9 protein-coding genes, 1 pseudogene and 1 riboswitch are annotated in these 11295 nt (G+C 75.7%); of the genes and pseudogenes, 5 read left to right on the top strand and 5 right to left on the bottom strand.

The features are described 5' to 3' along the window. Positions 1–17 precede the first annotated feature (17 nt). A riboswitch (cobalamin riboswitch) is annotated at positions 18–155 on the bottom strand. A 139-nt stretch (positions 156–294) separates the two neighbouring features. The 3 genes from cobG to IF02_RS0109820 are packed head-to-tail and all read left to right on the top strand — an operon-like array spanning position 295 to position 3787. Further along, complete coding sequence (gene cobG / locus IF02_RS0109830) at positions 295–1641, top strand: precorrin-3B synthase (RefSeq protein WP_234318144.1); 1347 nt, start codon at positions 295–297, stop codon at positions 1639–1641. Further along, the gene (locus tag IF02_RS0109825) at positions 1638–2285 is read left to right on the top strand and encodes a precorrin-8X methylmutase (protein ID WP_199809199.1); all 648 of its coding nucleotides are present in this window, start codon (positions 1638–1640) and stop codon (positions 2283–2285) included. The genes cobG and IF02_RS0109825 overlap by 4 nt, the downstream gene beginning before the upstream one ends. Continuing rightward, positions 2282–3787, top strand: coding sequence for a precorrin-2 C(20)-methyltransferase (locus IF02_RS0109820; protein ID WP_030155384.1), 1506 nt, complete (start codon positions 2282–2284; stop codon positions 3785–3787). The genes IF02_RS0109825 and IF02_RS0109820 overlap by 4 nt, the downstream gene beginning before the upstream one ends. A 22-nt stretch (positions 3788–3809) precedes the next feature. Here the strand turns inward: IF02_RS0109820 and IF02_RS0109815 are convergent, their stop codons facing one another. The 4 genes from IF02_RS0109815 to IF02_RS0109800 all read right to left on the bottom strand — a co-directional run bounded on the left by IF02_RS0109815 (position 3810) and on the right by IF02_RS0109800 (position 7338). Further along, complete coding sequence (locus tag IF02_RS0109815) at positions 3810–4484, bottom strand: hypothetical protein (RefSeq protein WP_030155382.1); 675 nt, start codon at positions 4482–4484, stop codon at positions 3810–3812. Positions 4485–4545: 61 nt separating this feature from the next. Then, entirely contained in the window at positions 4546–5298 is a 753-nt protein-coding gene (locus IF02_RS0109810; protein ID WP_030155381.1) for a cobalt-precorrin-6A reductase, read from the bottom strand. Further along, entirely contained in the window at positions 5288–6037 is a 750-nt protein-coding gene (cobM, locus tag IF02_RS0109805; protein ID WP_030155379.1) for a precorrin-4 C(11)-methyltransferase, read from the bottom strand. The genes IF02_RS0109810 and cobM overlap by 11 nt, the downstream gene beginning before the upstream one ends. Beyond that, on the bottom strand, positions 6034–7338 hold the full coding sequence (locus tag IF02_RS0109800) for a bifunctional cobalt-precorrin-7 (C(5))-methyltransferase/cobalt-precorrin-6B (C(15))-methyltransferase (RefSeq protein ID WP_051696072.1): 1305 nt from the start codon (positions 7336–7338) through the stop codon (positions 6034–6036). The genes cobM and IF02_RS0109800 overlap by 4 nt, the downstream gene beginning before the upstream one ends. Before the next feature lie 160 nt (positions 7339–7498). Between IF02_RS0109800 and IF02_RS32315 the strand changes: the two are divergent. Continuing rightward, positions 7499–8432, top strand: a pseudogene (locus IF02_RS32315) (oxidoreductase). A gap of 235 nt (positions 8433–8667) precedes the next feature. After that, complete coding sequence (locus IF02_RS0109790) at positions 8668–10083, top strand: NAD(P)/FAD-dependent oxidoreductase (protein WP_078621984.1); 1416 nt, start codon at positions 8668–8670, stop codon at positions 10081–10083. 14 nt (positions 10084–10097) lie between these two features. Here the strand turns inward: IF02_RS0109790 and IF02_RS33060 are convergent, their stop codons facing one another. Then, positions 10098–11108, bottom strand: coding sequence for a trypsin-like serine peptidase (locus IF02_RS33060; RefSeq protein ID WP_051696070.1), 1011 nt, complete (start codon positions 11106–11108; stop codon positions 10098–10100). Between the last annotated feature and the right edge of the window lie 187 nt (positions 11109–11295).

The following is an 11295-nucleotide window of genomic DNA, read 5'->3' as shown; positions in this document are numbered from 1 at the left end:
CCTCGGGGTTTCCGCGCCCCGGGCAGTGTGGACAGCGGGAGTTCCTGACTCACCCGGCGGATCGCTCCGCGGGTTCACAGTGGCGGGACCGCGCCGGATTCGCACCGGGCTTCCTCCCAGCGGGCCACGTGGCTCCGCCGGTGGTCATCTTAGGTGGCGTTCTCCCTGGCCGGGAGTGGGGGTGGCCCGTGCCCGGGGAACGGATCCGGGCAGGTCGGGCGGAGGGTGGGGCGCAGGGGGCGGGTGGTGACGGACACAGGTCGGGGTCGGGGAATCGTGGGTATGCTCGCCGCCATGCCGCCCCAGCCCCCTTCCGCCGCATCGCGGGACGAACCGGTCATACGTGACCGCGGTGACGCCTGCCCCGGTGCGCTGCGCCTGCACGCGGCGGACGACGGGCACCTGGCCCGGATCCGGATACCCGGCGGGATGCTCGACGCGGACGCGGCCCTGCTGCTGGCCGATGCGGCGGACCGGCTCGGCGACGGGCACGTCGACCTCACCTCGCGCGGCAACGCGCAGCTGCGCGGGCTCGGCGCGAGCTGCGGCGGCGAGCTGCAGGCCGTGCTCGTGCGCGCCGGGCTGCTGCCCGCCCCCACCCACGAGCGGGTCCGCAACATCGTCGCCTCGCCGCTGACCGGCCTGGACCGGCGCGGTCTGCCCGACGTGGCGCCCTGGGTCGCGGAGCTGGACCGGCTGCTGTGCGCGAGCGCGTCGGCGGCCGGGCTGTCCGGGCGCTTCCTGTTCGCCCTCGACGACGGCCGCGGGGACGTGACCTCGCTGGCCGCCGATGTGAACCTGGCCGCCGTCCGAGACGGGGGCCGGGCCCTGCTGTGGACGGCCGACGCGGCGGACGCCCTGCTCGTGGCCGCCGCCGATGCGCCGCGGGCCGCGCTCGTCGCCGCCTCGTACTTCCTCGACGCCGTCCGCCGGGCCGGGACGCGGGCCTGGCGGGTCTCCGAGCTGCCCGCAGAACAGGCGCTTGATGCCGATGAGTTGGGCGCCCGGCTGGCCGCCGCCGGCATCGCGGCCTCCGTCGTACGGGGCTGCGCCGCCCTGCACGGACCGGCTCCCGAACCGGGCGTCGTCGAAGGTCCGGGCGGCGCCGCCGCGCTCAGCGTGTTCGCGCCGCTGGGCCGCCTGACCACCGCGCAGTGGCGCCGGCTGGCCGGGCTCACGGGCCGTGTCCGTCTGACCCCCTGGCGCGGGATCGTCGTCCCCGGCCTGCCCGCCCACGCCGCCGACGGCGCGCTCGCCGGGCTCGCCGAGGCCGGGCTCGTGACCGGCCCCGACGATCCCTGGCGGTCCGTCACCGCCTGTACGGGGCAGCCGGGTTGCGCGAAATCCCTGGCGGACGTACGCGCCGACGCGCGAGCCGTCGTAGCGCAGCAGGCGCAGGCGCAGGCGCAGGCGCAGACGCACGCGCACGCCACCCGCCCGCTGCCCGTGCACTGGTCCGGCTGCGAACGCCGGTGCGGGCACCCCCGCGGCACCGCCTGGGCGGACGTGGTCGCCACCGCCGACGGGTACGACCTCCGCGCGGCCGGTCACGCCCCGCGCCGCGGTGTTCCGGCCTCCGAACTTCCCGCGGCCCTCGCGGCCGTACGCCGCACCACCTCCCACGACGCAGCGAAGAAATGAGCGAGTACACAGTGTTCGAGTACGAGAAGGACGGCGCGGCGATCTACCGCCAGTCCTTTGCCACGATCCGCGCCGAGGCGGACCTCTCCGGGCTGCCCGCCTCCGTCGCCCAGGTCGCGGTGCGCATGATCCACGCCTGCGGAATGACCGACCTGCCCCAGGACCTCGGCTACACCCCGGACGTCGTGCTCCGCGCGCGGGCCGCGCTGAAGGCGGGCGCGCCGATCCTCTGCGACGTGCAGATGGTCGCCAGCGGCGTCACCCGCAAGCGGCTGCCCGCCGGCAACGAGGTGATCTGCACCCTCTCCGACCCCGCCGTGCCGGCCCTCGCCGCCGAGATGGGCACCACCCGCAGCGCCGCCGCCCTCGAAGTCTGGCGCGACCGCGGCCTGTTGGAGGGCTCCGTGATCGCCGTCGGCAACGCGCCGACCGCGCTGTTCCGGCTGCTGGAGATGATCGAGGAGGGCGCCCCGCGCCCCGCCGCCGTCATCGGCGTCCCGGTCGGCTTCATCGGCGCCGCCGAGTCCAAGGACGCGCTCGCCGCCCACGCCTCCGGGCTCGACCACCTGATCGTGCGCGGCCGGCGCGGCGGCAGCGCCATCGCGGCCGCCGCCGTCAACGCGATCGCGAGCGAGGAAGAATGAGCACCGAAGCGACCTCCGGAAAGCTGTACGGCGTCGGGCTCGGCCCCGGCGACCCCTCCCTGATGACGCTGCGGGCCGTCGAGGTGATCGCCGAGGCGCAGGTCGTCGCGTACCACAGCGCCCGCCACGGCCGCTCGATCGCCCGCTCGATCGCCGCGAAGCACCTGCGCGCCGACCACATCGAGGAGCCGCTGGTCTATCCGGTCACCACCGAGACCACCGACCACCCCGGCGGCTACCAGGGGGCGATGGAGGAGTTCTACGAGGCGTCCGCCGCACGGCTGGCCGCGCACCTCGACGCCGGCCGGACCGTCGCCGTGCTCGCCGAGGGGGACCCGCTCTTCTACGGCTCGTACATGCACATGCACAAGCGGCTCGCCGGCCGGTACGAGGCCGAGGTGATCCCCGGTGTGACCTCGGTGAGCGCCGCCGCGGCCCGCCTCGGCACCCCGCTCGTCGAGGGCGAGGAGGTGCTGACGATCCTGCCCGGCACCCTGCCGGAGGAGGAGCTCACCGCCCGCCTCGCCGCCACCGACTCGGCGGTCGTGATGAAGCTCGGCCGTACCTTCCCCGCCGTACGCCGGGCCATGGAGGGCAGCGGCCGCCTCGCGGAGGCCCGGTACGTGGAGCGCGCCACCATGGCGGGGGAGCGGACCGGCATCCTCGCCGACACCGACCCCGACAGCGTCCCGTACTTCGCCGTCGCCGTGGTGCCCAGCCGCATCGGCAACCCGGGCAGCGTGCCGTCCGGCCCCGGCGAGGTCGTGGTCGTCGGCACCGGACCGGCCGGGCCGCTCTGGCTCACCCCCGAGACGCGGCGGGCGCTGGCCGACGCCGAGGTGCTCGTCGGGTACACCACGTACCTGGACCGGGTCCCCGTGAAGCCGGGCCAGGTACGGCACGGCTCCGACAACAAGGTCGAGTCGGAGCGCGCCGAGTTCGCGCTCGACCTCGCCCGCCGCGGCAAGCGCGTGGCCGTGGTCTCCGGCGGCGACCCGGGCGTGTTCGCCATGGCCACCGCCGTGCTGGAGGTCGCCGGGCAGCCGGAGTACGAGGACGTGCCCGTACGGGTCCTGCCGGGGGTCACCGCCGCCAACGCGGCGGCCGCCGCGGCCGGGGCACCGCTCGGCCACGACTACGCCACCATCTCCCTGTCGGACCGGCTCAAGCCGTGGGAGGTCATCGCGGAGCGGCTGCGCGCCGCCGCCGCGGCCGACCTGGTGCTCGCCCTGTACAACCCGGGCTCGCGCAGCCGGACCTGGCAGGTGGCCCAGGCCAAGGAGCTGCTGCTGGAGCTGCGTCCGGAGCAGACGCCGGTGGTCGTCGCGCGGGACGTGGGCGGCCCGGAGCAGTCGGTCCGCGTCCTGGCGCTCGGCGAACTGGAGCCGTCCGAGGTGGACATGCGCACGATCCTGCTGATCGGCTCCTCGCAGACCCGGGTCACGGAGCGCCCGGACGGCTCCCGCGTGACCTGGACCCCGCGCCGCTACCCGGAGGCCTGACCGCAGGGCCGGGTGGCGTTCCTCAGCACTGCCAGAGGAACGCCGCCCGGCCGCAGGGCGTGCAGACGTGTGCATAGGCCCTGCCGGAGCCGAAGTTGGGGGCGGTGAGGGGGTCGGGACCCTCCTCCAGCTGGGCGGCGAACTCCATCGGCCCGCCGCACTCCGGGCAGTCGGGCGTCTCGTCGTTCTGAAGCCAGCCGGGGGTGCCGCCGAGCCGGCCGAGCACCTCGTTCGCCGGGCGCCCGCTCCGCTCGGACCAGGCCTTGCGCGCGAGCCGGTACTCCGGCTCGGCCACCGTGACGAGCTCGACGGTACGGACCGCCCCCAGCTGCCGAACGTCCTCCTCGTCCTCGTCGGTTTCGTCGTCGTCCTCGTCCTCGTCCTCGTCCTCGGCGGTGGGGAGTGCGGGCAGCGGCATGGGCACGAGACCGGCCGACGGGAAGAGGTACGCCCTGTTGCCGCCGGACGTCGCGCTCCACTCCCCGCAACTGCCGGGGTCGTTGGCGCACATGAAGACGGCGAGGATCCCGCGCCCGCCGTCGAGGACGATCTGCGCGATGAAGCAGAGCGGCCCGGAGCAGGTCGTACAGGTGGGCCAGCGCGTGCCGGAGGGCGCCAGCGGAAGGCCGCCGATGCGGGTGACCGGGGCGTCGGGTGCGGCGGAGCCGTCGTGAACCAGCAGGGTGGTGGTGCTCATGCCGACGAGCGTAGAAGACCCCTCCGACAACGCCTGGGCGCGGGTGGCCGGGCCGTCTCCGTCAGGCTCCCGCGAGCCACTCCAGGGCCGCCTCCGGGCGCTCCGCCTCCGCGACGCCCTCCGGGACGGGGGGCCTGCGGACCAGCAGGACCGGGATGCCGGTCTCGCGGGCCGCGGTGAGCTTGGGGGCGGTCGCGGAGCCGCCGCTGTCCTTGGTGACCAGCACCTCGATCCGGTGCCGGGCCAGCAGCTCCCGCTCGCCGTCCAGGGTGAACGGCCCCCGGGCGAGCAGGACTTCGAGCCGCGGCGGCACCGGTGCGTCCGGCGGGTCCACCGAGCGCACCAGGAACCAGGTGTCGGCCAGGTGCGCGAACGTGTGCAGGCCCATGCGGCCGGTGGTCAGGAAGGCCCGGCCGCCGAGTTCCGGCAGCCGCAGCGCCGCCTCGGCGAGCGAGTCGGCGAAGTGCCAGTCGTCGCCCGGGCCGGGGGCCCAGCCGGGGCGGCGCAGCGCCAGCAGCGGGACCCCCGTGCGCGCCTGCGCCCCGGAGGCGTGGAAGCTCATCCGCTCCGCGAACGGGTGCGTGGCGTCGACCAGGTGCGTCACGCCGTGGCCGGCGATCCACTCCGCGAGCCCGGCGACCCCGCCGAAGCCGCCGATCCGCACCTCGCCGGGCGGCAGCACGGGCGCGGACACCCGGCCCGCCAGCGAGGTGGTCACGCGGTACGCCGGGTCGGCGGCCAGCGCCTCCGCCAGCCGCCTGGCCTCCGTCGTACCGCCCAGGACCAGGACGTGGCGGGGCGGATCAGCAGACATGCCGGTCGCGCTCGGGGGAGTACAGGTGGCTGTCGCGGAACTGCTCGGCGCCGAGCGTACGGCCCACCAGGATGACGGCGGTACGGACCAGGCCCGCCTCCTTCACCCGGGCGGCGATGTCGGCCAGCGTGCCGCGCAGGATCAGCTCGTCGGGGCGGCTGGCCATCGCCACCACCGCCACCGGGCACTCGGCCCCGTAGTGCGGCAGCAGTTCGGCGACGACCCGGTCCACGTACCGCGTGGCCAGGTGCAGCACCAGCAGCGCGCCGCTGCGGCCGAGCGTGGCCAGGTCCTCGCCGGGCGGCATCGGCGTGGCCTGCTGGGCGATCCGGGTCAGGATGACGGTCTGGCCGACGGTGGGGACCGTCAGCTCCCGCTTCAGGGCGGCCGCCGCCGCGGCGAACGCCGGGACACCGGGCACCACCTCGTACGGGATGCCGGCCGCGTCGAGCCGCCGCATCTGCTCGGCGACCGCGCTGAAGATCGACGGGTCGCCGGAGTGGAGCCGCGCGACGTCCTCGCCGGCGGCGTGGGCCCGTACGCACTCGGCGACGATCTCGTCGAGGTTCAGCTGCGAGGTGTCGACCAGGCGGGCGTCCGGCGGGCACTCGGCCAGCAGTTCGCGCGGGACCAGGCTGCCCGCGTACAGGCAGACGGGGGCGGCGGCCAGCGTCCGGGCACCGCGCACCGTGATCAGGTCGGCGGCGCCGGGGCCCGCGCCGATGAAGTACACGGTCATGTCGTCTCCTGGTCCTCTTCGTTCTGCTCGTGCGCTGCTGCCGTGGGACGGTCCGTCCGCGGCCAGGGCTTCGTCACGGACCACTGGGTGACCGGCATCGCCTGCCGCCAGCCCGTGAAACCGCCGACCGCCACCGCGTGCGCGACGGCCAGTTTGACCAGGTCGCCGCCGTGGCGCCGGTAACGCTCGGCGAGGACCGCCTCCGACTCCAGCGTCACGGTGTTGACGACCAGCCGGCCGCCGGGGGCGAGCGCCGCCCAGGCCGCGTCCAGCAGGCCCGGCGCGGTCAGCCCGCCGCCGATGAACACCGCATCGGGGGCCGGGAGGCCGGCCAGGGCGTCGGGCGCTGCGCCGGTGACCACGCGCAGTCCCGGGACGCCGAGCGCCGCCGCGTTGCGGGTGATGCGGGCCGCCCGCTCCGGGACGCGCTCCACGGCCACCGCCCGGCAGGAGGGGTGCGTCCGCATCCACTCGATGCCGATGGAGCCGGAGCCGCCGCCGATGTCCCAGAGCAGCTCGCCGGGGGCCGGGGCGAGGGCGCAGAGGGTCGCGGCCCGCACGTGGCGCTTGGTGAGCTGGCCGTCGTGCTCGTACGCGGTGTCGGGCAGGCCGGGGGTCGCGCCGAGCCGCGGGACGGCGCTGCGCCGGTCCCGGCGGCAGTCCACGGCCACCACGTTGAGGGGATCGCCGGGCGCGTGGTCCCAGCTCTCGGCCCGTCCTTCGTACGTGTCCTCGCGCTCGGAGCCGAGCTGTTCCAGCACCCGCATCCGGCTCGGGCCGAAGCCCCGCTCTCGAAGCAGAGCGGCGATCTCGTTCGGGGTCACTGCTCCGGCACTGAGCACCAGCACCCGCCGCCCCTCGTACAGCGCGGCCGCGAGCCGGGCCACCGGGCGGCCGACCACCGTGACCACCTCGGTGTCCTCCACCGGCCAGCCCAGGCGGGCGCACGCGTACGAGACCGAGGAGGGGTGCGGGTGGACCCGCAGTGCGTCCGGCCCGAGCTCCTCGGCCAGAGCCCGGCCGATCCCGTAGAACATGGGGTCGCCGCTGGCCAGCACCGCGATCCGGCGGCCCGCGTGCTCGGCCATCAGCTTCGGCACGGCGGGCCGCAGCGGGCTCGGCCAGGCCACCCGCTCGCCGGCGCAGTCGCCGGCCGGCAGCAGGTCCAGCTGCCGCGGTCCGCCGATCAGCACCTCGGCACCGGTCAGCGCGGACCGTGCGGCGGCGGTGAGCCCGGCCCAGCCGTCGGCGCCGAGGCCGACGACCGAGACGGGTGGGGGGAGCGGCGGTGCGGGGCTCACTGCGCGGTACCTCGGGAACGGGAAGGGGAGCGGGCGGACGGACCCGCAGCCTACTGGCCGGGGGACCGGCCCCCGGCTCCACCCCCGTGAAGGAGGAGGTCTACCCTCGGTAACCCCATGGTGACCGCACCGTGCAACCCACCGTCGCGAGGGAGCTCACATGCCTGGCTGGAACGCCGAGAACATCCCCGACCAGAGCGGCCGCACCGCCGTCGTCACGGGAGCCAACAGCGGTATCGGCTACGTCGCCGCCCGCGAGCTCGCCCGGCGCGGGGCCGACGTGGTGCTGGCCTGCCGCAGCTCGGCGCGCGGCCGGGCCGCGGTGATCCGGCTGCGCTCCGAAGTCCCGGGCGCGGAGGTGGAGTTCATACCGCTGGACCTGGCCGACCTGGCCTCCGTACGGGGAGTTCGCCCACGTGCACGGGCAGCGCCGCCGCTCCCTCGACCTGCTCGTGAACAACGCCGGGGTGATGGCGCTGCCGTACGGGCGGACCGCCGACGGTTTCGAGACCCAGTTCGGGGTCAACCACCTCGGCCACTTCGCGCTGACCGGACTGCTCCTGCCGCAGCTGCTGGCCGCGGCTCCCGGGGCCCGGATCGTCACCGTCTCCAGCGGGTTCCACGCACTGGGCGACGTGGACCACGACGACCTGAACGGCGAGCACGGCTACCGGCGCTGGATCGCGTACGGCCGCTCCAAGACGGCCAACCTCCTCTTCACGCACGAGCTGGCCCGGCGGCTCGAAGCCGCCGGTTCCGGGATCGTCGCGGCCGCCGCGCACCCCGGCTACGCCTCGACCAACCTGCACGTCGGAGCCTCGCGGCAGGAGGGCCACCGGCCCATGTCACGGCTGATGGGCCTCGGCGCCGCCGTCCTCGCCCAGTCCGCCGCCTCCGGCGCGCTGCCCACTCTGTACGCGGCCACCGCGCCGGGGGTGCGGCCCGACGCGTTCTTCGGGCCGCGGCTCGGCTGGCGCGGGGCGCCCGTCCGCTCCTGGCGGGCGAAGTGGACCCTGGACGACGCGTCCGGCGAACGGCTCTGGACGGCCTCGGAGAAGCTGGCCTCCGTCCCGTACGGGTTCCCCGGGCGCTGAACGGGCCGATCGGGCCGCGTGACCGAACCGGCCGCGTGACCGAACGGGCTGCGTGACCGAACGGGCTGCGTGACCGATCGGGCCGCGTGACCGAACGGGCCGCGCGACCGGGCACCCACCAGGGGATTCCGGCGCGGGCGCCCCTCCGTGAGCCCCCCGTCCGCCCCCGGGGTGCCTCGGGGCGCCCCGGGCGGGACCTGATCCGGCGCGCGGCCGGCGCGGGAGACTCGGCGCCATGGACGACGACACGGACAACCACCCAGAAGCCCACGAAGCCCACGATCACGCGGTGGTCCTCGGCGCAGGCCTGGCGGGGCTGCTGGCGGCGCGGGCACTCGCCCAGCGGTTCGCGCGCGTGACCGTGGTGGAACGGGACGAACTGCCGGACACCGGACCGGCCTTCCGGCCCGGTGTGCCGCAGTCCCGGCACGTGCACGTGCTGTGGTCGCGCGGCCTGGACCTGATGGAGGGGCTGCTGCCCGGGGTCACCCGCGAGCTGCTGGCGGCCGGGGCGGCCCTGATGGAGACTCCGCGGGACTTCCTGTGGCTGAGCCCGGCCGACTGGTTCCACCCGGTTCCCGGTTCCCGGGTCCTGATCGGCAGCCGGGAGCTGATCGACTGGACGGTCCGCCGCGAGGTGCTGCGGGACGAGCGCATCCGGGTCCGCTCCGGCTCGATGGCGACCGGGCTCGTCGCCGGGCCCGACGGCCGCTCGGTCACCGGCGTAAGGATGCGCGAGGGGGACCCGCTGCCGGCCCGCTTCGTGGTCGACGCGACCGGACGGACCTCCCGGGCCCCGGCCTGGCTCGCCGCCCTCGGCCACCCGGCCCCGGCGACCACCCGCTACGACTCCCACCTCGGCTACTCCAGCCGCTACTACGAGATCCCGCCCGATCCGGCGCGCCGCTGGCAGGGGATCTACGTCCAGGGCCGCCCCGAGAATCCGCGCGGCGGCGTGCTGGTCCCCCTTGACGACGGCCGCTGGCTGGTGACGCTGACCGGCAACGGCGAACACGCCCCGCCGACCGGGGAGGAGGAGTTCCTCGACTTCACCCGGACCCTGCGCAGCCCGGTGCTGTACGACGCCATCCGCGACGCCAAACCCCTCTCCACGCCGACGAGTTACCGCAACACCGCCAACGAATGGCGCCACTTCGAGCGCCTCGACCGCTGGCCGGCCGGATTCGTCGTCCTCGGCGACGCCGTCTGCCGGGTCAACCCCGTGTACGGGCAGGGGATGACGGTGGCCGCCCTCGCGGCGGACGCACTGGCCGGCGCCATCCGGGGCCTGGCCCCCCGGGAGATCGCCGCCGCCGCCCGCCGGATCCAGCGGCGCACGGCCGCCGCCTCCGACGTGGCCTGGCAGATCGCCACCAGCGAGGACATGCGCTACCCGGAGACCGAGGGGCCGCCGCCCGACCGGGCCACCAAGGTCCTCCAGTCCTACATGTCCCGGGTGATCGTGGGCGCCAACGCCGACCCGGAGATCTCCCGGCCCTTCTTCGGCGTGCTGTCGCTGGCGGTCTCGCCGAACGTCCTGCTGAGCCCGGGCACGGTGATCCGGGTCCTGTCCAAGTGGCGGCTGCCGACGGCTCCGGAAACCGCCGACTACCCGCCGCACCACAAGGCCCCCGCGGATTCCGGGTCGTAGGACCCGACGGGGGACTACCGCGGCCGGCGCGCCGCCACGGCGCGCTCGTACACGGCGCGTACCCCGTCGTCGAACAGGCTGCTGTACGAGGTCTTCTCGTCGCCGCCCCCGTCGCGGCCGCCGACCACCCCGATCAGGGTGTGCGCGTCGGTCAGCACCGGACCACCGCTCGTGCCGTCGGGTACGTCCGCGCAATCCAGCCGCAGCTGCGTGGGCCCGTCGGCACGGGCGGTGTTGAAGCACTCCACGGGGTACTCGGTGTCGTTCGGATAGCCCACGACCCGGGCCGGAGCGGGCAGCTCGGGCCCGAACCGGACCGTCTGCGCCCCGGTGGCGTCCTCCAGCCGCTCGCCGGGGTGGCCCGGCCGGCGCATGCGGAGGAAGGCCACGTCGTAGTCGGGGTCCTGGTCCTCGATCCAGCGGGGGTCCACGTCGATCCGGGTGGGCACCCAGACCCCGTACGGGGCCTTGCCGTCCCGGTAGCCGGGGGCGAAGGCGAGGTTCGTGCGGAAGCCGAAGACGCCGCGGTACACGCAGTGGGCGGCGGTGGCGATGAGGTCGCCGCCGGGGGAGTGGACCACGCTCGCCGAGCAGTGGTGGTCCTGGTCCGCGTCCTCACCGGGGGAGAACAGCGCCCCGATCGCGGGCTCCGCGGCGGCGGGCCGCGCGACCAGCGGGTCGGAGGGCCGCCAGCCGCCCGAACGCCAGGGCACGCCGGCCGGGGGGCCGACCGTGCCCCGCGCGGCCGGGCCGGGTACGGCGGGATCCGGGGAGGCCGAGGAGGCCGGGGGCGCCGGGGCCCCCGCCGGGGCCTCCCGCGCCGGGCCCTCCAGTACGGCCGCCGCCGCGCGGTCGGCCTGCTCGGCGTCCTGTACGTAGCTCCCCTCCGCGGGATCCCCGTCCGCCAGGTACGCCGCCATGCCGTGCAGCTTCCACAGGAGTCCGGCGCACCCCATCAGCACGGCGCAGCCGACGCCGACGAGCAGGGAGACCCGTACGGCCCGCCCGCGAACCCTCGTGAACATGTGGTACTCCCGCCCGGAAAACGCCGACCGGCGTCCCGGCAGGCTCCCTGTTCGACGGACGGCGTGCCGACGCCAGTTCCTCGTCGGAACGTGTCCGTCCTCACAGCCGGGGAGCCCGTCATCCCCCGTCCTTCCGCCCTTCACCCAACTCGCCTACTCTCCCGCCGAGTTGACAGATGGCGCACCG

It is taken from the genome of Streptomyces sp. NRRL S-244 (assembly GCF_000717915.1).
Classification (GTDB): domain Bacteria; phylum Actinomycetota; class Actinomycetes; order Streptomycetales; family Streptomycetaceae; genus Streptomyces.
This window is presented reverse-complemented; position numbering and strand designations above follow the sequence as displayed.